This is a genomic window from Pauljensenia sp. OF14-1SRA (assembly GCF_027694595.1).
Taxonomy (GTDB): domain Bacteria; phylum Actinomycetota; class Actinomycetes; order Actinomycetales; family Actinomycetaceae; genus Pauljensenia; species Pauljensenia turicensis_B.
This window is the reverse complement of sequence record NZ_JAQEVQ010000012.1, coordinates 44,745-71,279: the sequence shown is the minus strand read 5'-3', so window position 1 is coordinate 71,279 and position 26,535 is coordinate 44,745. Positions and strand designations below refer to the sequence as shown.

At 56.0% G+C, this 26,535-nt stretch carries 22 protein-coding genes; 6 read left to right on the top strand and 16 right to left on the bottom strand.

All coding sequences use genetic code 11. From position 1 onward, the window contains the following. Positions 1-371 (top strand): hypothetical protein (locus PG731_RS07230; protein ID WP_270773054.1); only part of this gene is annotated, 371 nt, incomplete at its 5' end. Positions 372-786: 415 nt separating this feature from the next. On the opposite strand, the gene tyrS is transcribed toward PG731_RS07230, so the two are convergent. The 8 genes from tyrS to pheS all read right to left on the bottom strand — a co-directional run bounded on the left by tyrS (position 787) and on the right by pheS (position 11,248). Next, a complete protein-coding gene (tyrS, locus tag PG731_RS07225; protein WP_270773053.1) occupies positions 787-2,052 on the bottom strand; it encodes a tyrosine--tRNA ligase in 1,266 nt (421 codons plus the stop codon). 42 nt (positions 2,053-2,094) lie between these two features. Next, entirely contained in the window at positions 2,095-3,528 is a 1,434-nt protein-coding gene (gene argH, locus PG731_RS07220) for an argininosuccinate lyase (RefSeq protein WP_270773052.1), read from the bottom strand. Further along, positions 3,525-4,940 carry an O-antigen ligase family protein gene (locus PG731_RS07215; protein ID WP_270773051.1) on the bottom strand — a complete coding sequence of 472 codons (1,416 nt, stop codon included), beginning with the start codon at positions 4,938-4,940 and terminating at the stop codon, positions 3,525-3,527. The genes argH and PG731_RS07215 overlap by 4 nt, the downstream gene beginning before the upstream one ends. Before the next feature lie 109 nt (positions 4,941-5,049). After that, entirely contained in the window at positions 5,050-6,273 is a 1,224-nt protein-coding gene (locus tag PG731_RS07210) for an argininosuccinate synthase (RefSeq protein ID WP_270773050.1), read from the bottom strand. A 57-nt stretch (positions 6,274-6,330) separates the two neighbouring features. Beyond that, positions 6,331-6,843 (bottom strand): arginine repressor, encoded by a 513-nt coding sequence (locus PG731_RS07205; protein ID WP_101627207.1) that lies wholly within the window; start codon positions 6,841-6,843, stop codon positions 6,331-6,333. 49 nt (positions 6,844-6,892) lie between these two features. Further along, positions 6,893-7,384, bottom strand: a complete 492-nt coding sequence (locus PG731_RS07200; protein ID WP_270773049.1) for a flavodoxin domain-containing protein — start codon at positions 7,382-7,384, stop codon at positions 6,893-6,895. A 128-nt stretch (positions 7,385-7,512) separates the two neighbouring features. Then, complete coding sequence (gene pheT, locus PG731_RS07195; protein ID WP_270773048.1) at positions 7,513-10,161, bottom strand: phenylalanine--tRNA ligase subunit beta; 2,649 nt, start codon at positions 10,159-10,161, stop codon at positions 7,513-7,515. Position 10,162: 1 nt separating this feature from the next. Beyond that, positions 10,163-11,248 (bottom strand): phenylalanine--tRNA ligase subunit alpha, encoded by a 1,086-nt coding sequence (gene pheS, locus PG731_RS07190; protein WP_270773047.1) that lies wholly within the window; start codon positions 11,246-11,248, stop codon positions 10,163-10,165. Positions 11,249-11,454: 206 nt separating this feature from the next. On the opposite strand from pheS, the gene map reads away from it, so the two are divergent. After that, a complete protein-coding gene (map, locus tag PG731_RS07185) occupies positions 11,455-12,342 on the top strand; it encodes a type I methionyl aminopeptidase (RefSeq protein ID WP_270773046.1) in 888 nt (295 codons plus the stop codon). A gap of 134 nt (positions 12,343-12,476) precedes the next feature. Next, on the top strand, positions 12,477-13,232 hold the full coding sequence (gene ppgK, locus PG731_RS07180) for a polyphosphate--glucose phosphotransferase (protein WP_270773045.1): 756 nt from the start codon (positions 12,477-12,479) through the stop codon (positions 13,230-13,232). A gap of 280 nt (positions 13,233-13,512) precedes the next feature. Here the strand turns inward: ppgK and acnA are convergent, their stop codons facing one another. From acnA to PG731_RS07160, 4 genes are all read right to left on the bottom strand, one after another. Continuing rightward, entirely contained in the window at positions 13,513-16,203 is a 2,691-nt protein-coding gene (gene acnA / locus PG731_RS07175; RefSeq protein ID WP_270773044.1) for an aconitate hydratase AcnA, read from the bottom strand. A 392-nt stretch (positions 16,204-16,595) separates the two neighbouring features. After that, a complete protein-coding gene (locus PG731_RS07170) occupies positions 16,596-17,822 on the bottom strand; it encodes an MFS transporter (RefSeq protein WP_270773043.1) in 1,227 nt (408 codons plus the stop codon). A gap of 330 nt (positions 17,823-18,152) precedes the next feature. Further along, positions 18,153-19,463, bottom strand: a complete 1,311-nt coding sequence (locus PG731_RS07165; RefSeq protein ID WP_270773042.1) for a class I SAM-dependent RNA methyltransferase — start codon at positions 19,461-19,463, stop codon at positions 18,153-18,155. A 67-nt stretch (positions 19,464-19,530) separates the two neighbouring features. Then, complete coding sequence (locus PG731_RS07160) at positions 19,531-21,531, bottom strand: APC family permease (protein ID WP_442952668.1); 2,001 nt, start codon at positions 21,529-21,531, stop codon at positions 19,531-19,533. Positions 21,532-21,730: 199 nt separating this feature from the next. On the opposite strand from PG731_RS07160, the gene PG731_RS07155 reads away from it, so the two are divergent. Both PG731_RS07155 and PG731_RS07150 read left to right on the top strand, forming a co-directional pair. Beyond that, positions 21,731-22,381, top strand: coding sequence for a potassium channel family protein (locus tag PG731_RS07155; RefSeq protein ID WP_270773065.1), 651 nt, complete (start codon positions 21,731-21,733; stop codon positions 22,379-22,381). 5 nt (positions 22,382-22,386) lie between these two features. Continuing rightward, positions 22,387-23,091, top strand: coding sequence for a potassium channel family protein (locus PG731_RS07150; protein ID WP_270773040.1), 705 nt, complete (start codon positions 22,387-22,389; stop codon positions 23,089-23,091). A gap of 30 nt (positions 23,092-23,121) precedes the next feature. Here PG731_RS07150 and PG731_RS07145 read toward each other — a convergent pair whose 3' ends face one another. The 4 genes from PG731_RS07145 to PG731_RS07130 form a co-directional block, all read right to left on the bottom strand. Beyond that, positions 23,122-23,826, bottom strand: coding sequence for a DUF3159 domain-containing protein (locus PG731_RS07145; RefSeq protein WP_270773038.1), 705 nt, complete (start codon positions 23,824-23,826; stop codon positions 23,122-23,124). Next, positions 23,823-24,131, bottom strand: coding sequence for a DNA-binding protein (locus PG731_RS07140; protein ID WP_243381107.1), 309 nt, complete (start codon positions 24,129-24,131; stop codon positions 23,823-23,825). Before PG731_RS07140 ends, PG731_RS07145 begins: the two co-directional genes overlap by 4 nt. 79 nt (positions 24,132-24,210) lie before the next feature. Next, positions 24,211-24,852 (bottom strand): DUF3710 domain-containing protein, encoded by a 642-nt coding sequence (locus tag PG731_RS07135; protein ID WP_270773036.1) that lies wholly within the window; start codon positions 24,850-24,852, stop codon positions 24,211-24,213. 9 nt (positions 24,853-24,861) lie between these two features. After that, the gene (locus tag PG731_RS07130) at positions 24,862-25,164 is read right to left on the bottom strand and encodes a DUF4193 domain-containing protein (RefSeq protein ID WP_101627224.1); all 303 of its coding nucleotides are present in this window, start codon (positions 25,162-25,164) and stop codon (positions 24,862-24,864) included. Between the two features lie 183 nt (positions 25,165-25,347). Between PG731_RS07130 and sepH the strand changes: the two genes are divergently transcribed. After that, positions 25,348-26,508 (top strand): septation protein SepH, encoded by a 1,161-nt coding sequence (gene sepH / locus PG731_RS07125; protein ID WP_270773035.1) that lies wholly within the window; start codon positions 25,348-25,350, stop codon positions 26,506-26,508. Positions 26,509-26,535 lie beyond the last annotated feature (27 nt).

The following is a 26,535-nucleotide window of genomic DNA, read 5'->3' as shown; positions in this document are numbered from 1 at the left end:
ATAAAAACAAACACACTATCGAGTTCACAAACAACACCCACACACCCCAAAACAGCCACAAAAAACCGCAACCATCAAAAAAAGGGGAGGAAGCAACCACGCCACAATCACAAACCCACAACCACAAACAGTCTCAAAGGCCTGCAACCACCCGGCGCAACAACAAAAACAATACCCACCCCACACCAAACCGTCAAATCAACACAAACCTCACCCCCCACACCAAACCGTCAAATCAACACAAACCTCACCCCCCACCCCTCACACACCACCAAAACCGCACCATTTCACCAAAAACAAGCCCTGACCAGCAAGGAAACAATAAAACTGTGATCTATCAGCGTTTTATATACCACAAAACTAGACCGTGATTGCGACCCAGATCTCCGTAGCAAACGCCGACTGTCACACGACGCCCAGACATCGCCACATACAGACCCTTACACGCCACCCCACACAGATACCCCTACACGTAGCCACATACATGCGCTTGCGTGCGTACACGGCGACCACTACGTCAAAGAACACTGGGCATAATCCGATTTTCCCGTCTACTCAAACGGAACAAATCCTGGGACAGTTCGCAAACCTGGGCAGGCAGATACAAACCCTAAAACAACACGACACGCCACCAATAGACACACAAATTGTCCGGTAACAACTCAGCAAAGCACCACTATCGAGATGCAATTACCTGTTAGAAACGCACTGTGGGGCGGAAACACTACGTTTCCGCCCCACCGGTGAATCCAATCAGGAAATCAATGCGATTCCCATACGGACGCTTCAGTCGTCGAATTCGATGACAGCAAGGTTGCGACGGCCCTTGCGGATCAGCAGTCGATGACCAGCTAGAACGTCGTCAGCCGTGAACACAGCTTCCACGTCCTCAAACTTGACGTTGTTCAGGTAGGCACCACCGGAATCAATCGTGCGACGTGCGGCGCCTCGTCCCTTTTCCAAACCGGTTTCAACCAACGCGTCAACCATCGTTGCCTCACCGAGCTTCAGAGTTGCGCGAGGAAGGTCCGACGTAGCAGAAGCCAAGGTGTCCGCATCGATTGCGCGCAGATCTCCGCCACCCCAGAGGGCGTTGGTTGCAGTAAGAACACGCTCATACTCTTCTTCACCGTGAACAAGCTTCGTCACCTCAGCCGCCAGAGCCTTCTGGGCTGCACGCGCATGAGGACGCTCTGCAACCTCAACCTCAAGCTCTTCAATGCGAGCACGGTCAAGGAAGGTGAAGATCTTCAGGAAGCGAACAACATCGGCGTCCTCAACCTGCAGCCAGAACTGGTAGAAGGCGTAGGGGCTCATCATCGTCGGGTCGAGCCAAATCGCACCGCCCTCGGACTTACCGAATTTCGTGCCATCAGCCTTCGTAATAATCGGGGTCGTCAGCACGTGCGACACATCGCCGTCAACCTTACGAATCAAGTCAACGCCACCAATCATGTTGCCCCACTGATCGTTACCGCCGGTTTCAAGAGTGGCACCGTAACGGCGATGCAGTTCAAGGAAGTCGTTCGCCTGCAGGATCTGATAGGAGAACTCCGTGTAGGAAATGCCCTCATCCGATGCCAAACGGCGCGCAACGATGTCCTTACCGAGCATCGTGCCAACGCGGAAGTACTTACCGATACCGCGGAGCAAATCAATGGCGCTTAGTTCCTCAGTCCAGTCGAGGTTGTTCACCATCGTCGCCGCGGCTGCTCCTTCAAAATCGAGGAAACGCGAGATCTGGTTGCGCAAATTGTCTGCCCAACCGCGAACGACCTCGGTCGGCTGTAGCTGACGCTCACCCGATTGACGCGGATCGCCAATCTGACCGGTTGCCCCACCAACAAGTGCAAGTGGCTTATGACCGGCCAGCTGCAGGTGACGCATCAGAAGAATTTGAACAAGGTGTCCGTGATGCAGAGAAGCTGCAGTCGGATCGAAGCCACAATAAAAGGTGACCGGCCCGGCGTTCAGGTGCTCGCGAAGAGCATCAATGTCGGTGTGCTGGGCGATGAGACCCCTCCACTGGAGGTCATCCAGAATGTCGGTCACTTTAAATTCCTTCCATTTCGGCTCGAAGTAGCCGAGGCTATCTTAGCGGGTTGGGGTGGACGCCCATTCACGGCATCCAGCAATACGGACAGCAAGTGCTTGTCGTTGTTCCTCAACGCGAACAGGAGCAGTTCCGCCCTTCCCAAGTCGCGCGGATACAGATCCTACGACGTTCAGGACTTCGCGGACATCCGGGGTCAGATGCGACGAGGCCGAGGTCAATTCTTCATCGCTGAGATCAGCAAGCTCGACGCCACGTCGCTCTGCCATCTTGACGCAAGCTCCAGAGATTTCGTGCGCGCTACGGAAGGGCACTCCCCTACGCACAAGCCATTCTGCAATGTCCGTGGCAAGCGAGAATCCCTGAGGTGCGAGCTCCGCCATGCGCTCTAAGTTAAGGGTCATCGTTTCCACCATTCCCGACACAGCGGGCAGCAAAACATCGAGCGTATCCAGCTGGTCGAAGACCGGTTCTTTGTCTTCTTGAAGATCGCGATCGTATGCCAGCGGGATGCCCTTGAGCACCGTCAATAGGCTCATCAGATCACCGATCAGGCGACCAGCCTTACCGCGGGCGAGTTCAGCCACATCGGGATTCTTCTTCTGAGGCATGATCGATGATCCTGTTGAGAAGGAATCATCGAGAGTCACGTAGTCGAATTCCTTGGTGTTCCACATGATGATTTCTTCGCTGAGCCTGGAGATATCAACGCCGATCATCGCAAGGATAAAAGAGCACTCCGCAACGATGTCACGCGACGCGGTTCCATCGATCGAATTATCCACCGAATCATCAAAGCCGAGCTGACGAGCAACAGCCTGCGGATCCATGCCGAGAGTATTACCTGCCAGAGCGCCCGAACCATAGGGAGAAATCGCGGCACGCTTATCCCAATCGGCAAAACGTTCAACGTCGCGAATCAGAGGCCAGGCATGTGCCATCAGATGATGCGCCACCAAAACGGGTTGTGCGTGTTGCATATGAGTACGCCCCGGCATAACAGCGTCACCAGCACGTTCAGCCTGCGACATAATCGCGTCCGCAACATCCAGGACGCGGCTCGCAATATGGCGCGTCTCGTCACGCAGGTACATGCGGATCAGTGTTGCAATCTGATCATTACGCGAACGCCCCGCACGCAACTTTCCGCCAAGCTCACTACCTGCACGCTCAAGCAAACCACGCTCGAGTGCCGTATGGACATCCTCATCGTCCGGCGATGGAACAAACGCACCCGACGCGACATCGGCATCCAATTGCGCCAACGCTGTATGCATCGCATCGATTTCATCATCGCTTAAGAGGCCAGCCTCATACAGCGCGTCAGCGTGGGCATGAGAACCAGCAATGTCCACATGCGCTAGACGCCAATCGAAATGGGTAGAAACTGAAAGGGCTGCGAGCGCCTGCGCGGGACCACCGGAAAAACGGCCACCCCACAAAGCGGTCGGTGTTGTTCTCTCTTGTGAAGTCACGGGTTCATCATTCCTTGCCCTCGCGACAAACTCCAATTCGCGAGACGTTTAAACGGACCATATTTTGCAAACAGTGAAGCAAACGGTTGTTTCTTCGCCACCCATGCTGCCAAGATGACAAAAAGAATCCAGTTGCCTTCAAACAAAAGGCGAGATTCAACCGTCGACTGAATAATCAATGCCGAAGCAATCATTGCTGGCATTACAACCCTGCGGGATTCATCGATATGGCGCACAGCGTAAATGAACGTGCCGAAGAATACCGTCGCAACGGCGACACTCAGAATTGAGACTCCGATAATGCCTGTCTGGAAAAGGGCCTCGATAAACGAGTTGTGAGCCTGAGTTGTCGGAGTTCCATCACCGCGACGAATGAAATTCGAAAAAACAGGCACATCCCCCTGATAGCCAATAGTGAAGCCCCATCCGAGAATCGGATGCTGGCTCCACATGGGAACAAGCGCCTTCCAGATGTCACCACGACCTGAAAAATCCGGGGAACGACCAAGGAAGTCAGTGATCGCCAAACGATTAAACAGTGCGATCACCGCTCCTGTCAGAGTCAGCGAGGTAATCAAAGAAATCAGGGCGGGACGATGAGGACGCGTCACCGACTTCACCAAACCGAAGGACATTGCGATCGCCATACAGATGATGACGGCGACGGTGACCGTTCCTGAACGCGTCAGAGTGATTGTCACAATCGAAATGATCAGCCAGATAATCGTTGACGTCGTGTTTTTATACGTTGACATCCATTTGACAAGCAAACAGAGAATCAACAGTAACGCAATAAACGCAAGTGGATTCCGATTGCCGGGGAAGCCTTGAATAGGGCCGCCATTAAAAAGATCTCCATAAACCCAATAGGACATATCGGGCACGGATTCCCCAGCACGGATCATTGGAATCGGAGCTAAGCGCTGTTTCCAGATAAGAGCGGTGAACAGCTCAAGAGCGTAGGAAACAATCAGAATGACCTTGAACGAAACGATGAGAAGATTCGCTGTTTCCGTAAACGTGTAGCAGGCAGAAATCGCCAAACCTGTAAGAGTCACGCCGATTGTCACGACGGCAAACATCGCAGAATAATGCGGATATTGCGACCATATGACCGATAAAGCGCACCACATGACGAACAGCAGTGTGGCAAGTGGATACGCAGCCTGTGTGAAACGAATCTGATTGAGATGCATCAGATATGCCAAAGCAACGAATAGTGTCACCATGACAACGGAAGACCCGTAGAAGCCAACGATATTACGTACGCCTTGGCCTGCGAATCCTAGAAAGAAGATTGCAATGGTGACGATATCTAAGGCTCGACGCTCAGGCGTCGTCTTCGCCCGATACCTGCGTAGAAACTCAACCGACTCTTTCATCGTGACCACTCTAGCGAAAGAACGTGCCACGCCCCGGTGTCCATTGGGCACACTTCGATAAAGAAAACACGTGTGCCCAAGGAAATTAACCTTGGGCACACGTGCATATCAGTGTTTGTCTGACCAAACGAGCGTCTGCTCAGTAGCCCTGCGAGTTACCCAGACGGACGTCACGAGCAGCCGCAAGCTTCGACTGCAGACCGTAGATATCAATGAATCCACGCGACGAGGACTGATCGAAGCTATCGCCAGTCTCGTAGGTTGCCAGGTTGAAGTCATACAGCGAGGCCTCGGAACTCCGTCCGTTCACAGTTGCACGGCCACCGTGCAGAACCATACGAATATCACCGGTCACATACTGCTGAGTATCTTCAATGAACGCATCCATGGACTTCTTCAACGGTGAGTACCACTGGGCTTCATAGACCAATTCACCCCACATCTGCTCAAGGCCACGCTTGTAGCGGCGCTGCATGCGTTCGAGGGTGATGGATTCCAGAGCCTGGTGTGCTTCGATCAAAGCGAGAGCACCGGGGGCCTCGTAAATCTCACGTGACTTGATGCCAACCAGACGATCTTCGACCATGTCAATACGACCGATGCCTTGAGCGCCTGCACGGCGGTTCAGCTCTTGGATTGCTTCAAGCGGGGTGACTGCGCGACCGTCAATGGCTACCGGGATGCCCTTTTCGAAGGAAATGACAACCTCATCCGGAAGTGGCGGGTAAGTCGGATCATCGGTGTAAACGTAGACGTCCTTGGTCGGCGCGTTCCACAGGTCTTCAAGGAAGCCAGTTTCGATTGCTCGACCCCACACATTCTGGTCGATCGAGAACGGGTTATGCTTCGTCGTTTCGATCGGCAGGTGGTGCTTCTCGGCGTATTCGATAGCAACGTCACGCGTCAGCGCAAGGTCACGAACCGGCGAGATGCAGTCCATGTCGGGGGCCATCGACGTAATCGAAACCTCGAAACGCACCTGGTCGTTACCCTTGCCGGTGCAACCGTGAGCAACAGTGTGTGCACCAAATTCGCGCGCAGCCTTCACCAGGTGCTTGGCGATCACGGGACGGGACAGAGCTGAAACCAGCGGGTACTTACCTTCATAGAGGGCATTCGCCTTCAGTGCCGGCATGCAGTATTCGTTGGCGAACTCGTCGCGAGCGTCTGCGACGTAGGCTTCCACCGCACCGCAGTCGAGTGCGCGCTGGCGGATGACCTCGAGGTCTTCGCCGCCCTGCCCCACGTCAACTGCAACCGCAACGACCTCGCGACCGGTCTGTTCGCCGATCCAACCAATAGCAACGGAGGTGTCCAAACCACCCGAGTATGCGAGGACAACGCGGTCCTTATGCTCTGCCATGTTGTATTCCTTCTCTGATGAAAGTGTGAGAGTGGAGTGAATAAGAAAAGTGTGGGTTCAGTGAGTGGAAGATCCGGGTTCAGCAAGATCCATCAGGTACGACTGCGTCTGCTGCGCATCTTCAGAAGATCGACAAATCACAAGGATTGTGTCGTCGCCCGCGATTGTTCCCGCAACCGCGTCAAGACGAACAGCGTCAATAGCTGACGCCAAGAGATTAGCTGCCCCAACCGTTGTCCTGAGCACCAGCTGATGGTCGACAAGGATTGAGGTAACGAGGATCGACTGGCACCATTTCTGCAAGCGTTCATGTCCGGCTTCACCTTCGTGGGTTGCTCCCCCATCAATATCGGGAACGGAGTAGATGCGAGTGCCGTCAGCCACACGAATCTTTGTCGCACGCATATCGACAAGGTCGCGCGACAGAGTTGCCTGAGTAACGTCAATACCTTGCTCACGCAACAGATCGCGAAGATCCTTTTGCGAACCGATTGATCCGCTAGCAAGAATTGAACGAATTGCTTCACGCCGCGCAGCGGGCGTTTGTGTGCTTCGATCTCCCATATGCATGATTATACACAACTATGCATAAATTGCACAATGGTGCGAGGCACCGAAATCAGCGCTGTTCGAGCTCCTTCAGAATCGAATCAGTCCACTCGTTGATCTCATCCCAGTCGCGGAAATCGCCTTCCACAACACCAGCAAGACGCGCAACCGAGCGTTCACGCAACGAAAGCAACGATGGGGTGTAGCGACCAGCAAAAGAATGAAGATCAATAGCACTGACGCGAGTCAGAAGCGGGCCGATACGAGTCGGATCCTGAGGGGCATGCTTCGGAACACCATTCATACCAACCGAGAATGCCCACACGGGCTTGTTTTCAAGCTGGGTACTAAAACGATCCATGAAATCGTGCGCTTCATCCATCCACTGCAGGATATAAACAGCCGAACCGCAAATCACAGCGTCATAAGCGTCAACAGAAGTAACATCCTCCGGCGCGATGCGATCAGCCGTGTGACCGGCATCTTCGAGTCGCCTCGCAATCGCGTCGGCAACTTCGTTTGTTGAACCATGCTTTGAAGAGGCAGTGACAAGGATATGCATAGCTATAAGTGTGGCAGAAAGCCGGGCTGGAGTCGCGCTGATATCTCGTACTGAGTCAAGATACACAAGGCTCGGACTCCAGCCCGGCTGTTCTATCGGTCATCGTGGCCCGTCAGGGGCCTCGTTAACTAGGAGCGCAACTGTGCTCCCAGCACCTTGCCCGCCTTCGCGACGACACTTTCACGAACCTTACGAACCTCGTCGGCACTCAGCGTGCGATCCGGCGCACGCAACTTCAGAGCGAACGCCAGCGAGCGAACGTCAGCGCCAAGTGTCTCGGATTCGAAAATGTCGAACAGCGTTACTTCTTCAAGCAACGCTCCCCCGCCCTGGCGAACAACCTGCTCGACGCGAGCAACAGGGATCGACTTCGACACAACAAGAGCGATGTCTTCCTTCGCAATCGGGTAAGTCGAGACGGGCTTCACCTGCGTCGGCTCACCGCTCATCGCCTCAATCAGAGCAGACAGATCAATCTCTGCGGCGCACGAACGGGCCGGCAAGCCAAACGACTTGCACACGCCGGGGTGAAGTTCGCCAGCCATCGCGATATCAATCAAATCGCGACCACGGCGGACGAATACGCGAGCAACACGACCCGGATGCCACGGAGCAACATCAGCCGGATCCGATGCAGGTTCAGGCATCAGTGGACCGGGCACCTTCTTGTAGTCGGCATCCCACGCGCGAGTGACCTCAATGCGAACGCCCAGAAGAGACGCAATATTCTCGACCGTCTCAAGCGCATCCGACCATGCGAACGTGCGAGCAGGCTCGACAACCGGCGAAGCCGAGGCACGACCGGCAAGGACAACACCCACATGCCACGGCTGAGCAGGAGTGCCAGCACGCAGTCCAGCAAGTTCCTCATCAGTCGGGCGCTGTTCAGCGCTCAGAAGATCGGCAGGAACTGTGCCTGCAGGGCGAACAACAAGTCCGGTTTCAAACAGCGCCACGCGGTCGCTACCGCGTGCAACGTTGCGTCCGGCAGCGTCAAGCAAGGTGTCAATGATCGAGGTGCGCAACAGGGGTGCATCATCCGCAAGCGGGTTACGAAGCTTCAGAGCCTGACGACGTTCATCGCCCTGAGCGAGACGCTGACGATCAAAGGAATCCGAAACGAACGGATAGCTGAGAACCTCAACCAAACCAGAAGCTGCAAGCAACGCAGAAACGTGACGACGCGCCTGCTGAGCTTCAGTCAAACCAGCACCGGCAGGAGCCGACGGCAGAATCGACGGAATAGTGTCGAAACCGTCAAGACGCGCAATTTCCTCGACTAGGTGGGCAGAACCGGTCAGGTCGGGACGCCACGTCGGAACGGTCACGTTGAAGATTCCATCTTCGATTTCGTCGAGCGTGCAACCAATTTCAGTGAGAAGCTCCTCAACGCGTTCCTTCGAGTAGTCAACGCCGATCAAGCGGGCGGCATCGGTGTACGGGAAACGAATTGACGAGGCCGGCGCGACTTCGTTGAAGTCGGACACTGCTGCATCTGCCGTTCCCCCGCCGTACTCAACCAGCAGGTCAACAGCTCGTTGAGCTGCGACAGGAGCAAGCTGGGGATCAGTGCCACGTTCGAAGCGCTTCGACGCTTCAGACGGCAGGTGGTGACGACGTGCGGTACGGGCGACCGACACCGCATCAAAGTGAGCGGCTTCGAGGAGAATATCCGTCGTGGAATCCTCGACCTCCGAATACTGGCCACCCATAACACCGGCCATGCCGATGATGCGTGATCCTTCACCGTTCGGAGAATCCGTGATCAGCAGATCCTGCGGATCCAGTTGCCGATCGACCTCATCCAGCGTGGTCAGACGCTCACCGGCGCGTGCGCGACGGACAACGATCGGAGCTTCAAGAGCATTCAGGTCGTAGGCGTGCATTGGCTGCCCAAGGTCGAGCATCACGTAGTTGGTGATGTCAACGGCCAGGGAGAGGCTACGCATTCCTGCTGCTTCGAGACGCTCGATCATCCAACGCGGGCTGGGAGCCGAGGGGTTCACGCCACGAACAATGCGGGTGACAAAACGGTCCGCACCGGGCTTACCGTGGATCGGCGCGTCGTCTGCGATACGCACCTCGAATCCGTCAGCGGTTGCCTGGGGCACCGAAGCGACGAGGTTTCCAACCAGACCAGGATCCGTGAACTTCGCACCCGTCGAGTGCGCGAATTCGCGTGCGACACCGCGCATTGAGAAGCAGTAACCGCGGTCAGGGGTCACGTTGATCTCAAGAGTCTCTTCGCCCAAGCCGAGGAAACCGAGCAGGTCAGAACCCGGAGCAGGAATCTCACGGTCCGGGAAGTACTTCGGCAACACGATGATGCCATCGTGCTCGTTGCCCAGTCCCAGTTCGCGGGCGGAGCAAATCATGCCATCGGAAATGTGACCGTAGGTCTTACGCGCTGCAATCGCGAAATCGCCGGGAAGAACTGCACCGGGCAGGGAAACAACAACGAGATCGCCCTCAACGAAGTTGTGAGCACCGCAGATGATGCCACGGCTTGGCAGATCCGAAGGTTCCTTACCGGTACCCGGCTCGTCGTTGTACTGACCAACGTCGACGCGACAGTAATTGACAGTCTTGCCGTTGGAGGCAGTTTCCTTCACCAGGGTCAGAACCTTGCCAACAACCAGCGGACCGGTGACCTTTGCGGGGTGGATTGCCTCTTCTTCCAGACCAACCTTCACCAGCGCTGCTGCAAGCTGCGCAGCATCAAGCTCAGCGGGAACCTCGACGTGATCGGCGAGCCAAGAAATCGGAACCATTGGCATGTCAGTGTCCCTTTCCAATCAAACCGAACTGCTGGCTGAAACGAACGTCACCTTCAACGATGTCGTGCATGTCAGCAATTCCGTGGCGGAGCATGAGGGTGCGTTCAATACCCATACCGAATGCGAAACCGGTGTAGACCTCCGGGTCAATTCCGTTTGCCCTGAGAACGTTGGGGTTCACCATGCCGCAACCACCGACTTCAATCCAGCCGGCGCCACCCTTCTTCTGCGGGAACCAAATATCAAGTTCGGCGCTGGGCTCAGTGAAGGGGAAGAACGACGGGCGCAGGCGCGCCTTCGCTTCGGGACCGAACATTGCCTGAGCAAAGTGATCGAGTACGCCCTTCAGGTGCGCCATGGTCAGGCCCTTATCAACGGCCAAACCTTCGACCTGGTGGAAGACCGGGGTGTGCGTCGCGTCGAGAGCGTCAGAACGGAACACTTTGCCCGGGCATGCGACGTACAGCGGGACACCACGGTCAAGCATGGCACGCGACTGCACCGGCGACGTGTGAGTACGCATCACGAGGTGCCCATCATCAGCGTTCTGACCGCCAGCAGAAGTGCCGTCAACGTAGAACGTGTCCTGCATCTGACGAGCCGGGTGGTCGATGTCGAAGTTCAGGGAGTCGAAGTTAAACCATTCGTGTTCAACTTCGGGGCCTTCAGCGATAGCCCAACCCATGGATGTAAACGCATCTTCGATCTCTTCAATGAGAGTCTCGATCGGGTGACGTGCACCCGTCACCGTGCGATGTCCACCGGCAGTCACATCGACGGATTCTTCGCGAAGAACACGTGCCTCGTTCTCAGCTTCAAGCACCTCTTGACGGGCGGCGAGAGCCTTCGAAATCTGGCCACGAGCGCCACCGAGGTTCTTACCTGCCGTGCCACGGTCTGTGGGTTCGAGGGAACCGATGATGCGGTTGGCTGCGACCAGCGGGGCGTTGTCGCCAAGGATCGCTTGCTTTGTGGCCTTGAGTTCTTCGAGTGAAGATGCGGCTTCAATATCTGAAAGTGCAGCTGTGACGAGGGCGTCGACGGCTGCGCTATCCAGTGGATTGAGGTCAGGGGCTTCCTGGGCCATGTCCTGTTTCCTCCAATTAGATCTCGTTTTGAACGCACTATATGCCCTGCCATGATAGTCCGAGCCTGCAAGATACTGCGTTGTCGTCCACATGGGGTCACTCACGCTGGCTTCATATCTTCGTTGTCTGCCCCAGTCAGCGTCATATAGGAGCCTCGTTGCCTGGCCATCTGCCCGAGGTGAACGAAAGGACTAGTCTTATTGGTATGACTCATGCATCTGATTTAGCCAAGCGTGCGCCACTTGGAAGCTTGAAACCGGGAACTATCTCCCCTGTTCGTTTAGTCCCATCTCATATTGATCGTCCTGAATACATGTTCCACGAGGGTCCGGAGCGCGTGACTGCGTCGGATATTAAGGACGTGTCGACGATCGAGCGTATTCGTCACGCGGGCCGTATTGCTGCTCAGGCTCTGGAGGCTGTGGGCAAGAGCGTCACACCGGGCGTGACGACCGACGAACTCGACCGTATTGGCCACGAGTTCCTCATTGACAACAATGCCTACCCGTCATGCTTGGGCTATATGGGTTTCCCGAAGTCTTTGTGCACGTCGATCAACGAGGTCATCTGCCACGGCATTCCCGACGATCATCCGTTGGAAGAAGGCGACATCGTGAACGTTGATATCACCGCCTATGTTGATGGTGTTCACGGTGATACTTGCGCGATGTTCGAGGTTGGCAAGGTCGACGAGGAATCGCATCTTCTGATTGAACGCACGCATGAAGCGATGATGCGTGGCATTAAGGCTGTTGGTCCGGGTCGTGAAATCAACGTGATCGGTCGTGTCATTGAACGTTATGCGAAGCGTTTCGACTACGGCGTGATCCGCGATTACACGGGGCACGGTGTGGGCGAGGCTTTCCACTCAGGTCTGATTGTTCCTCACTACGATGCTGCACCCGCGTATTCGACGATGATGGAGCCCGGTATGGTCTTCACGATTGAGCCGATGTTGACCCTTGGTGGCATTGATTGGGAGCAGTGGGACGATGACTGGACCATTGTGACCGCTGACCGTTCACGTACTGCTCAGTTTGAGCACACCATCGTTGTCACCGAAGACGGTGCGGAGATTTTGACGCTTCCGTAAGTCTGAGGCTGGCACATTTTTGCTGATCGACGAGGCCGCGCGGACGTAACTGTTCGCGTAGCCTTGTTGCTCGGCGCTACGATACGATATCGACTGAGTCGAACAATGATGTTTCGGAAGGGATCATTCGCACAATGACGACCGTTGGATGTGGAATCGATATTGGTGGATCTGGCGTGAAAGCAGCGCTGGTCGACCTAGAAACTGGTGAGTTCATCGGCGAACGTATTCGCATTGAAACGCCCAAGCCTGCAACCCCTGATGCAGTTGCTGATGTTTGCCGTCAGCTTCTTGAAGGTCTTGAGGTTGCCTCCGATATTCCTGTCGGAATTACCTTCCCAGCTCCAGTGATTCACGGCGTTATTCCTTTTATGGCGAATCTGGATGAGTCGTGGGTTGGTGTGAATGTCATTGAGCTGATGGAAAAGCACCTTGGTCGCACGGTTGTTCCACTCAACGACGCTGATGCTGCTGGTCTGGCAGAGGTCGTATACGGTGCTGCGAAGAATGTCCCGGGTCTGGTCATTGTAACGACGCTCGGTACAGGCATCGGTTCGGCTCTGATTATGGACGGCAAGCTCGTCCCCAACTCTGAGCTCGGCCACCTTGAGATCGACGGCCACGACGCCGAGACCCGCGCCTCGTCCGGTCAGAAGACGCTTCAGGATCTGTCGTGGAAGAAGTGGGCGAAGCGCCTTCAGAAGTACTACAGTCACGTTGAAATGTTGTTCAGCCCCGACCTGTTCGTGGTCGGCGGTGGCGTGTCGAAGAACCACGCGAAGTTCATGCCGCTGCTTGATCTGAAGACAAAGATGGTCCCGGCTGAGCTTCGTAATACCGCCGGCATCGTCGGTGCAGCGTGGTATGCGGCCTCCAGGCCTCGTGAATAATTCACTCGCACAACCTTGAAGGCAACTACCAACTCGGTAGCGCACAGTAACGTAGGGTGGCGTGCCATCAATCAGGCATTCTTTATCCGCAGTATTAGCCGTTGAAAGAAAACGAAGTAGTAAGCGCTTCCGGCGCGGAATGTATAGCGGGGGCGTCACTTATCGTCCTCGCCACGAGCAGGCTGGACACGCACTCCATAGCTCCACGCACGATTCATTCGTCAGTGCAATGGAATTCTTCCTTCTGCCTCCCCACCCGTCTTACCGCGCGTGTTCTTTATTAGTCACGCTGAGCGAGGCCCCGCAGAACGTACTGCAGGATGCCACCATGTCGATAGTAGTCAGCCTCACCGGGCGTATCGATACGTAGGCGCGCATCGAAGGTAACGGAGGTACCGTCTTCGCGCAGGGCTTCGACCGTCAGAACCTGCGGGGTTATGCCCTGATTCAATGCGGTGACACCGTGGATTGAGAAGACCTCATCACCGGTCAATCCCAAAGAGTCACGCGTCTGCCCTTCGAGGAACTGCAAGGGCAAGACGCCCATGCCGATCAGGTTCGAGCGGTGAATACGTTCAAAGGATTCAGCGATCACGGCCTTCACGCCGAGCAACGAGGTTCCCTTTGCTGCCCAGTCACGCGACGAGCCAGAACCGTATTCCTTGCCACCGAGGACAACGAGGGGTGTGCCCATGGCGCGATAGTCGACGCTGGCGTCATACACGGTTGAAACCGGTGCACCCGGGCGAGCAAAGTTCTTCGTGAAACCGCCTTCAACACCGGGAAGCATCTCGTTACGAATACGGATATTTGCGAACGTACCGCGGATCATGACCTCATGGTTGCCTCGGCGAGAACCGTAGGAGTTGAAGTCCTTGCGCTCGACTCCGTGACTCATCAGGTACTGCCCTGCGGGGGTTTCCGGCTTGAAAGCGCCAGCCGGCGAAATGTGATCGGTTGTCACCGAGTCGCCGAGCTTCAGCAGAACGCGAGCACCTTCGATATCCGAGACTGGAGCAGGCTCCAAGCCCATGCCCTCGAAATACGGGGGCTTACGCACGTAGGTGGATTCTTCCTCCCATGCGAAAACATCGCCTTCGGGGGTGTTCAGAGAGCGCCAGCGTTCATCGCCAGCGAAGACATCCGCGTAGTCGTTTTCGAACATGGAGCGGTTGATCGACGCGTCAATTGTCTTCTGCACTTCGTCGGCGTCCGGCCAGATATCACGCAGATACACTTCTAAACCATCTGCGGGGTCGATTCCCAGCGGATCATTCTCGAAGTCGAAGTCCATCGTGCCAGCTAACGCGTAGGCGATGACAAGTGGCGGGGACGCCAGGTAATTCATCTTCACGTCGGGGTTGATGCGACCTTCGAAGTTACGGTTGCCCGACAGAACCGACACGACAGCGAGGTCGTTGTCGTTCACCGCAGCAGAAACCTCGGGAGCTAGCGGGCCAGAGTTACCGATACAGGTAGCGCACCCATAGCCAACCAGGTTGAAGCCCAGAGCATTGAGGTCGTCCCAGAGGCCTGCCTTCTCATAGTAGTCGGTGACAACCTTGGAACCGGGTGCCAGAGAAGTCTTCACCCACGGCTTCGACGTCAGACCACGCTTCACAGCGTTACGTGCCAGCAGACCGGCAGCCAACATGACCGATGGGTTCGACGTATTCGTGCACGAAGTGATCGACGCGATCGCCACATCACCGTGGTTCAGGCGAGTCTTCGTCCCATCGGCTAGCATCAACTCAACATCCTCACGCGGACCATCCGGCGCGTAGGTGCCGATTGTCTTGCCGAACATATCTTTCGAGTCCGACAGCTCGATACGGTCCTGCGGGCGCTTCGGGCCTGCAATCGAAGGAACAACCGTCGACAGATCGAGTTCAAGGTATTCGGAATAGCGGGCTTCGCGTGAAGGATCGTGCCAGAGACCCTGCTTCTTCGCGTATGTCTCAACTAGGGCAATCGATTCTTCGCTCCGACCCGTCAGGCGCAGATAGTCAAGCGTGACCTCGTCGATTGGGAAGATGGCGGCAGTGGAGCCAAACTCCGGCGACATATTGCCAATCGTTGCGCGGTTCGCGAGCGGAACTGCGCCCACGCCGCCGCCGTAGAACTCGATGAACTTGCCGACGACTCCGTGTGCGCGCAGCATCTGCGTAATCGTGAGCACGACATCGGTGGCGGTTGCGCCAGCGGGGATTTCACCCTTCAGCTTGAAGCCAACAACACGCGGGATCAGCATCGAAACAGGCTGGCCAAGCATGGCTGCTTCGGCTTCAATACCACCGACGCCCCAGCCAAGCACGCCGAGACCGTTGACCATTGTGGTGTGCGAGTCAGTGCCGACGCAGGTGTCGGGGTAGGCCATCTTCGAGCCGTCGGCTTCATCCTTGACGAAAACCGTGCGGGCGAGGTGCTCAATGTTGACCTGGTGAACGATGCCGGTTGACGGCGGGACAACGCGGAAGTTGTCGAATGCGCCCTGCCCCCAGCGGAGGAACTGGTAGCGTTCCTGGTTGCGTTCGTATTCGCGTTCAACATTGCGTTCGAATGCGATTGAGGTGCCGGCAACGTCAATCTGAACGGAGTGGTCGATGACCATTTCAGCGGGGGCCAGTGGGTTAATCAGAGTCGGGTCGCCACCGAGGTCAGCTACTGCTTCACGCATCGTTGCGAGGTCCACGATGCAGGGAACGCCGGTGAAATCCTGCATGATGACGCGCGCAGGGGTGAACTGGATTTCGGTGTCAGGCTCACCGTCCGGATCCCACGATGCGAGCGCTTTGATGTGCTCGGCGGTGATGTTTGTTCCGTCTTCGGTGCGCAACAGGTTTTCCGCAAGAACCTTCAGTGAGTACGGAAGCTTGTCGAGGCCATCGACCGCGTCAAGCGAGTAAATCGTGTAGTCCTGAGAATCAACGCTCAGGGTGGTTTGTGCTCCGAATGAGTTCACGGATGTCATGACCCCTCCTCCACTGTTGCGCACATACTTAATTATCTTGATATCAAGATTACTTGCTGACGCGGTGTCCGCAAGTAGAAATGGGACAGATTCGTTGAATTCAGACTTTTCGGCGAATTCTCGGCTTCCCTCAGGTGGCGCACGAGGCCCGCACACAACACCCGCCTCAGAAATCAACAACATCGGTGTACTGAAAAACCCGCGGATGTTGATTCAGAGTTAACGAAAGGCACAAAAGATGCCAGCAATTCATGCGAGCCAATCATATTGTCCATCCACACCATGTCTACCACCGGCCAAACGTGAAACCGCATTGATGGGAGGGTGAGACCAACTCATAGTCCATGCGCTCATGGAAACGAATCGATGACTCGTTCAGATGGGAATCAGCGCTAAGCAGTGCCCTCGTCCGTATTCGTAGCGCTGATCCGCAATAGCAGGCGGTGGCTGGCGGCCATCGCGAACAGCAAAAGCATGAGATAGTACGGGAATAGCGCGACAGAAACACGGTTCGCAATCAACCCAAAAAACGGTGGCATGGCGAGGGTGCCCACATAGGCGGTTGCCATCTGGACGCCGATAATCGCCTGCGATTTGTCCGCTCCGAAGCGCTCAGGTATTGCGTGGATGATGCTCGGATACACCGGAGCACACCCCAAACCAATCACCACAAGCCCCATCAACGCGATGACGTTATGGCCTGGGATCACCATGGTGGCGATACCGATGACAATCAAGGCTTCACCACCAATAATCATCTGATCGTCGCTAAATCGAATGGTCAGGAAACCACTGAGCGCCCGCCCCACCGTAATACCAACGAAGAACAGCGCTGCGTACGAAGCGGCGTCTTCAGCCGATACTCCGCGGTGGAGGTTCAGGTAGCTGGCAGCCCAGAGTCCAGCTGTAGCTTCGATCGCGCAGTAGCAGAAGAAAGCGAGCATCACTGCTTTTGCGCCACGGATGCGAAGAATCTGCGCCGGGGTCACAGGGGTACGAGGCCGCGCTTGACGATCATCAGCATTCGCCTGGTGTGTGGGCGCGGAGTTGGCGTCACCCGCACCGATATTGACAGGTGTTTTCTTCCATAGGGGAAGACTGATGAAGAGCAACGCCGCCAAGGCGATCTGCAACAGGCCAATGATTCGATACCCACCAGCCCAACCAGCATGCCCGGTAAGCGCGTACCCCATGATGTACGGGCCAAGGCTGGCGCCTACGCCCCACATGCAGTGCAACCAGCTCATATGTCGCGACTTGTAATGAAGAGCGACGAAGTTGTTCAGCGACGCATCAACGCTACCCGCGCCCAAACCGTAAGGAATCGCCCAAAGACAAAGCTCAAGGAATGACGTTGAGAAGGAGAAACCGAGAAGGGCAACAGCGGTCATCACGACGCTCGTTGCTGTCACCTTGCCGGTGCCAAAACGCAGGGTCAGGCGATCGGAGTTCAGGGAGGAGGCGATGGTGCCCGCTGCAATCAGCATCGAAATGATGCCCGCGTACGAAACAGGGACTTCAATCTGCGGATAGATCGACGGCCACGCCGCACCTAACAGCGAGTCTGGCAGGCCCAAGCTGATGAAGGCGACGTAAATGACGGCAAGCAAGAGTTGCATGAAGCTCCATATCGATTGACAGGCGCGTGAAGCTCTAGTGTATGCTCCCGACGCCTAGACGAGTGACTGGTTGCAGTTCAAAAACTGGGGTTCGTCAGCGACATGCAGAAGATAACTCTTCATTCAACGAGCCCTCACAATGAGTTCCATCTGCTCCACACTTTCACGGGTATTTCTCCCCCATTCCCACACCGCTACAGTAGCGCCAAAACGCGAAGTGAGCCGATTCAGCTACCAGAAGAGACAAGGCCAAACCGCGACAAGGATCAGCGAAACGATGCCAACGCCTAAGAAACGAAAGTCAATCTGAGGGGGAGAGAACCGACAGAGTCAATTCACGCGTTGAAGCAAAGCAACTGTCTCTAGGTGATGCGTATGCGGGAATAAATCCCACGCATTGAGGCTAACCAATTCATACCCCGATTCGGTGAGCAGGCGCATGTCACGGGCACCGGCAGCAGGATCACATGACACCAGGACAATCTTCGATGCACCACACTGAGCAATAACCTCAGTCACCTCACGACCTGCACCCGCGCGCGGAGGATCAAGAACAATGACGTCCGGGCGTCCTTCTAGCTCCGCTGCAAGTTCACGGACACCTTCAGTGTCGACATTCCCAACATAGGGTTCAACCCAGTCAAAGGGCGCGCAGTTCTCCCCTGCGTCCTCGACCGCGCCCGCAGAACCTTCCAAGGTGACAACGTGACCGCGTGCACCAACAGCCTTTGCCATCGGAACACTGAACAGGCCAGCACCCGAATACAGCTCCATCACCCGGTCGCCTTCAGACAGACAAGCAACACCCATGACTGCGTTTGCAAGAACTTCAGCGCCCATGACATGCGTCTGCCAGAAGCCCCCAGCACGAACGCGGTATTCCAGTTGCTCACCGTTCACCCAGACATGCCAAGGCAATCGCGTTTCCGTGATCTTTTCACCCAGTGAGTTGAATGTTCCGCGAGGAGTCACGACGACTGGAGAGTGACCGTCAGGCGCGACGACGCGCACACGGTCAGCAGGCTCAAAGAAGGGAGCCCATTCAGAGTTCGCACCCCACAGGCCCAATCGTTCAATCGACTCTGAAGCCAATGGCATCGAATCTAGAGCAATGACATCTTTACCACGATAGGTGTACATACCGGCCAAGCCAGCGCGATCAATGACGACCTCGATGCGCGTTCGACGGTGCAATAAAGTCTGGTCGGCCTCGTCCCCAGGAGCTGGGCGCACTGTAACACCGCCGAGATCCTCAACGCGGGCAGACAGAGCCTCGCCACCAACGCGACGAAGCTGGCCACGCAGAACCGTCTCTTTCCACGCGCGCTGACCCGCGGGCACCACATGAGCGAGCTCACCACCGCCAACACCACCAGGGCCAGCCTGTGGCCACACGGACGGCACACGATCAGCAGATGCCTCAAGAACCTCTACAGCGTCAGCCCACGCAAGGTTCTTCTGCACCGACGTCACGCGTGTCTTCACCTTTTCGCCGGGCAATGTGTGACGGACAAAGACCACGCGCCCGGAAGCATCGCGGGCAACACACGCGCCACCGTGAGCCGGCTCGCCAACACGCAACTCAATAATCTCTTCGTTGCGTGGAGTGGCAGTGCGGTGATGATAACGGCGCTTGTTCATATGAAGCCTTTTCTAATCCCCGATGGCCGCAAAGCCTCACAGGAGAGTTGGATGTGAAGAAACGATTCTATTTCGTCGCCAACGAAGGCGGTCGCCTGTTTTCGTGGGCACTCGAATAGTGCTCATCGGACTTGAAGGGGTCGTTAATCAACTGACGACCTTCCACTTCGTCATCTTCGCCTAGCTTCCAGGGCACGGTCGTAATCACTACGCCGGGGACAGACAGGAGGGCACGACGAAGACGCACCGCAGTCTGATTGTGCATTGCATTTTCCCACCAATGACGGACAAGGAACTGGGGCATATACACGACCAGCATTTCGCCCGGAGTGCGACGGCGACGCCCGCGCACGTACTGCAACACAACCTGGTTGAGGTCGCGGTACGGACTCGACAGCAGGGTCAACGGGATCGGTAGACCAGATTCTTCCCATTCCTTGCGGATGTGGGCTTCCTCGTCATCGTCGGCAACGACGCTCACCAGTTCCAGAGCGGAGGGTTGCGAGGCGCGGGCCGCAGCAATAGCTCGCATAGACGGGCGAGAAAGGTTAGAGACCAGTACCAGGGCACGAACGCGGGTCGGAAGCGCACGCTTCGCCGACCAATCGTCGACGCGCAACTGAGAACGAATCTGCGTGTAGTGATGCTGAATGCCGAGCTGGACGCAGAAGACGACCGCAATCATGATCAGCGTAATCCACGCACCGTGCGTGAACTTCGTGGCCAAGACGATCAGCAGAACCAAGCCGGTCATCATAAAGCCGATGATGTTCACCGCACGCGAGCGCAACACGGCGCCTCGTTCTGAACCGGTCTGGCGCATACGCAGAGCACGGTTCCAGTGACGAATCATGCCCAGCTGCGAAAGAGTGAAGGAGATAAACACACCGACCACGTACAGCTGGATCAGGCGCGTCGTCTGGGCTTCGAATCCAACGATCAAGGTGATCGCTGCAAGAGCCAGAACAACGATGCCGTTCGAGTATGAAAGGCGATCGCCACGCTTGTAGAGCTGTCGCGGAAGGAAGGAATCACGAGAGAGAACCGACGCAAGAGTCGGGAAACCGTTAAACGCAGTGTTTGCTGCCAAAACCAGAATCAAACCGGTCACGGTCGTCACCAAGAGGAACAGGATTGATCCCTGGCCGAAAACAGCCGAAGCAATCTGACCAATTGCGGGAGACACAACCGTCTCTTCACCCACGGGCTGGCCGTTAAGTGTCAGTTGTTCGACGGCGTCATCGACAATCTTCACACCGGTTGCACGCGCCAAGATCAGGATCGACAGCATCATTGTTGCGGCAATCGAGCCGAGCAGTGCAAGCGTCGAAGCAGCATTCTTTGACTTGGGACGCTTAAACATGGGCACGCCGTTCGAGATTGCTTCAACGCCCGTCAACGCAGCGCAGCCGGAAGAGAACGCGCGCATCAGCAGGAACGCTCCCGCGAGGCTCGCCAGACCAGAGGAGAATTGATCGGAAGCAACCAGTTCGTATTGCGCTGTCGGCGCGTTCCCCAGGTGTCCTGTCGCCATCTGCACGAAGCCGACGATCACCATCAGCGCGATCGCACCCATGTAAATGTATGTCGGGATCGCAAATGCTCCACCTGCTTCTTTCGTGCCACGCAGGTTCAACAGGGACAAGATGATGACAAGCGAAACTGCGATCAGAACCTCGTGCCCAGCAAGCGACGGCAGAGCAGTCGTGATGTAGGCAGCACCCGACGAAATCGATACGGCGACCGTCAGGATGTAGTCGACCAGCAGAGCTGATGCGACAACCAGACCCCACGTGCGACCAAGGTTCGTTGTGACAACCTCGTAGTCACCGCCACCCGACGGGTAAGCATGCACGGTCTGGCGGTATGACAACACAACAACTGCAAGAACCGCAGCGACGACGACACCAACCCAAATCGACTGCATGGCAGCCAAACCGCCCGCCAATGCTAAGGTCAGCAGGATTTCATCGGGGGCATAGGCGACCGATGACAGCGCGTCTGAGGCGAAGATCGGTAGCGCAATGCGCTTAGGCAGAAGCTGGTGTCCCATCGCGTCCGAACGCATCGGACGACCGATCAAAACACGTTTTGCTCTGGCGAAAACGTTATACAGCACGGGCTAAAGCGTAGCCCTATTAGCGTCAAAACAGCACTCCTTGGGGCAAATCTTCAGGTGATATCGAGAACATACGCTCTAGGCCACCTCTTCAGACGTGACGAAAGCACGCTGATACGGGTATTTTAGGAGCGTGCATTTCGTCATTATGGGATGCGGTCGCGTTGGTTCTTTCCTCGCCACCGCTTTGGATGCTGATGGGCATTCAGTTGCAGTCATCGACGTTGATCCGAAAGCTTTCTCGCGTCTGCCGTCAGATTTTTCCGGCAAGCGCGTCACCGGCGTGGGTATGGATCGCGAAGCCCTGAAGAAAGCTGACATTAAAGACGCCTATGCTTTCGCAGCTGTCTCCAGTGGTGATAACTCGAACATCATTTCGACGCGTATCGCCCAAGAGACCTTCCACGTGCCACACGTTGTCGCACGAATTTATGATCCTGAACGCGCCTACGTGTACGAGCGTCTCGGCATCCCAACGGTTGCGACCGTGAAGCGCACGGCAGAATCAGTTCTGCGCCGTATGCTTCCCCCGGATGCGGCCGTCACATGGACGCACCCCACGGGCGAGGTTTCCTTGGTTACGGCGACGCCCGAGACATCATGGTACGGCGTTTCTTTCCCGACAGTTGAAGAACTTACCGGCGAGCGCATTGCCTTCGTATCCCGTTTGGGGACTATCGTGCCAGCACGCCAAGACTTCGTGGTGCAAGAACACGACCAGCTGTACTTTGCGATCGGTGGAGCAGAGTCGACGCGCTTGCGTTCTATTCTGACGGCCACCCCGAACTTTGAGGACTGATACGCATGAAGATCGTTATCGCAGGTGCAGGCTCGGTTGGTCGCTCCGTCGCCCTTGAACTTCTCGAACACGGTCACGAGTGCACTCTGATCGATAACCAGCCCGATAAGTTACGCGTTGCATCGGTTGCTGACGCAGACTGGGTTCTCGCTGACGCCTGTTCTCCCGACGCTTTGCGTGAAGCAGGTCTTGCGGAAGCTGACGTGATGGTTGCCGCGACGGGCGATGACAAGGCTAATCTGGTTATTTCTTTGCTAGCGAAGACCGAGTTCGCGGTGTCGCGAGTGGTTGCTCGTCTGAACAATCCTCACAATGAGTGGCTGTTCAATGGCTCGTGGGGCGTTGATGTTTCGGTGTCGACCCCGCGCATTATGACGGCTCTCGTGGAAGAAGCCGTGTCCGAGGGTATTCCGGTTCGTTTGTTCTCGTTCAACTCTGCTGAGGTATCGATGTACGCGATCGTTTTGCCCGAGGGCTCCCCGATCGTTGGCAAGCGCATTTCTGACACGGATCTGCCTCCACGCACCGTATTGACATCGTTGCTCCGTGATGGTCGCCCGCTCACGCCATCGAATGACGATCTTTTTGAGTCCGGTGACGAGTTGTTGCTGTTGATTTCCGATACGGAGAAGAATGCTCTGTCGACTCTCCAAGCGTTGGTGGAAGTTCCGCCAGCGGCCGACGAAGAGGAAGCCGAGTCGGAAGAATAATTCCGCCTTCACCCGATTCGCGATTCGTCGCTACGAGGCCTGGGCTGGGTGCTCATCCGCCTTTGTTGGGGAGAACGGTTTTAAGCCCATCCAGGTGAGCCAGGTGACGAGGGCAAACAGTGGCAGCCCTAGGACAAGCTTCGCGATGCCTAATGGGCCAACCATGTGAGCAAGCCATAGGGGAAGCTCAATGCCAAGACGTAGTGCGAAGAGCCCTGTCCAAAGCCAAGTAAGAAGAAGACCTCGGCGGTTAAGGCCGGCCCACTCTTCTTTGCGATACCAGCCAGCTTCCAGTTCCCAGAACATCCCAGCGCCCCGGGAGATAAGTGGCTTTCTTACGACGATCGACGCAAGGAAGCCAACAAGGAAAGCTGCCGAGGTAATCAGACCCCACGTGTAGAAGTTCTCTCCTCTGCCCGATGCAAGAGCCCAAACCACGCCGATTCCTACACCGATAACGCCTGAAAGCGATTGTGTCAGTGGCTGACGCTGAACACAACGGATGCCAACGGCGAGTAGTGCAACGACACCCGCGACGACCGATGCGCCGACGACCGAGTGGAAAATGATGAAAACGACAACGAAGAGAAGGGCTGGCAATACGGATTCAGTGAGTCCGCGCCACCCTCCGACCGCCTGGCTGAAAGAAAACGATTCTTCGTTGAGTTGACGCATCCAGGTCGGACCAGACTCGGTCACGCCAGCAGATTCATCGTGTTCGACTAAGGCGCTCACATACTCTCCGAAGCGATGATGCGGTAGAGCGGATTGATGATTGTCAGCGCGTCTCCTTGTATTCCTGCGGTGCCTTCAACCTCAATGTGTTCGCCGACTTTCAGCCCCGGAATTGACATGCGTCCCGGCCATCTCAGTTCAATGGAGGCCGTCCCGTCATACAGGGTTCCAACCAGCATGAAATGTGATCCTTCAGGCGGGTAGGTCATTGACATGAGCGTGCCAAAAAGCGTGACGTGTTGACGATTGTGAACGTCACGAATTGGAGTGGTTCCACGGCGCGCTCGCGTCCGTTCCTCATCCAGAGCCTCGTCTTTTTGACGACTGTCCGTCGAGAAATGTTGTGCGAGTGCGCTCCAGAAGCCTGACGCACGCGAACTGTGTTTAGACACGAGGAATCTCGACTTCTTCGTTCGGAAGGTGAAGAGGAAGCAACCCAAGGCGAGCGCGTGGCTGATCGTCGCGAACGACAACGATTCGGTCAATGATCGACTCGAAGTTTTTGCCTGCCTCATCGCTCAGAGCCGCAGGGCCAAGAATGTCAATGCGCGCAAACCAACGGTCGCCTTCACGCCCGATGATCCTCATCCGCGAGGTCCCCTGCCGGCCATCCGGAAGGGAGACTGGAATATCAGCTTGGAGCTCAGTCCCGTAACGCGTATCGCGATCAATGACTGTTGCAGAATCCTTCAGCAATCCGGCACGGATCTCTTCGCGGATTTCATCCCACACGCCACCGCTTCGAGGTGCTGCAGCAACAGAAATCTGCAGACCGGAGTCTCCGATAACGATCAAAACCTTGAGAACGGAGTGACCGTCATCGCCGACCTGGGTACGCAACTGGGCGCCGGGGACGGTTGGAAGAAGCAAGGAGCCCATATCGATGTAGCCGTTGGACGTATCGCACTCGCCAACCGAGCGAGGACCCGGCAAATCAAGCGGGTCAACGGTTTCTTCAGGTGCTACCTGCGCTCCAAGCTCGGGAGTGTCGGTTGCTTCAGCCTTTTTCTTTCGAGAGAAAAACAAGATAGCGCCTCAGCCCGCACACTCGGTGCACACCGGCAGACCAGCGTCGTCAGCGTAGGCGAGCTGAGAAGCGTGGTGGACGAGGAAGCAAGACGAGCAGGTGAATTCGTCATCCTGACGGGGAATAACGTGAACGGTCAGTTCTTCCTTCGACAGGTCAGCACCGGGGAGCTCAAAATTCTCAGCTGCTTCGGTCTCGTCTTCTTCGATTTCAGCGGAACCAGCGTCACCTCGACGCGACTTCAGTTCCTCGATTGAATCTTCGGCAACATCATCGTCATTCTTACGAGGTGCGTCGTAATCGGTAGCCATGAGTTTCGTCCCTTCGGGCGGGTTATTTCATGATTATTACAGCCTGATCATGAACTGTATCGGCGGAGGGAATATAACACTGTTGGGAGACGAATGCCACCACTTAGGACTTTGCGGCGCGTTCAATCACGATTAGTGCCTACAGTTTGAGAACATTTCGCTGATGAACTGTAGGAGGTGCTCATGATCGAGCTCGATTTTCTCGGTATCGGCGCAGACGGCGAAACGCTGGTCTTTACCGATCCAAACGGGGAACGCTACCAAGTCCCTATTACTGACGAGCTTCGCGGGTCAATCCGTCGTCATCGTATGCACCTCGAGCCAGCACCCAGCCCGGCGCGTCAGCAAATCTCTCCCCGCGAGATTCAGAGCCTGCTCCGCGCTGGCGCTACTCCTGAAGAAATCGCCACATCCCACGCATGCGATATCGAGATGGTGCGTTCCTTCGAAAGCCCCATCCAGGCTGAAAAAGAATACGCACTCCAGCGCGCGCAGAATAAGCGCATTGGCTCGGTAGCGGACGGCCCGAAGATGGGTGAGCTTGTCATTGATCGATTGGCCGCACGCGGTGTCGATCCCTCGACTTTGGAATGGAGTGCAAGTCGCGAAGGTATTGGCCCCTGGCAGATTTGCTTGACGTTCATACAGTCGGCGTCAGAACACGCCGCCAATTGGCTGTTGCCGAAGACCGGTCCTCTTGAAGCTATCGACCAGGAAGCCCAGTGGCTGACTGAAACCCAGTCGTCGACTCCTGCGGCTTCAATCTTCACTCCCCTGCAGCCAAACGCCCCCGAGGCGTTGGATCCTGCAGACCTTGAAGAAGTTCGCGCACGTGAAGCGATCATTGATCAGTTGAATGCGAGTCGCGGAAAGCCTCAGGACATCGAGTATGACCTCGATGACGAGGATTTTGACCCCGAAGAGTTCGAACAGGCCACGCTGACCGATTCTTCAATTTCGGCTCGCATCTACTCCTTGGCACATGCTCGCACGAAGGAAGAGGAAGAGAAAGAGGACCTTTCACAGAGCTTAGAATTCCCTGTTCTCGATACACTGTCCGCATCGACGCCGATTCCGAGCGCGCGTACTTCTTCACCAAACGACAAGGAAACTCCCAACTCGAAGACCCAGGAGACGAAGGTTCCTTCTGCAAAGAAGACCGCGCCCACAACGAAGGCATCCACCGATTCGGATGCTGATTATGATGATCAGTCGTTGCCAGGTCTTGAAAACCTTGTTGAAGAGCCTCACTCTTCAGCGCCAGCTAGCGCGAAGAAGTCGAAGTCTCGTCGTCGTTCTGTTCCCAGTTGGGACGAGATCGTATTCGGTTCAAAGTCGAAGTAGTCGTTTTCAAACGAGAAACCCACGACG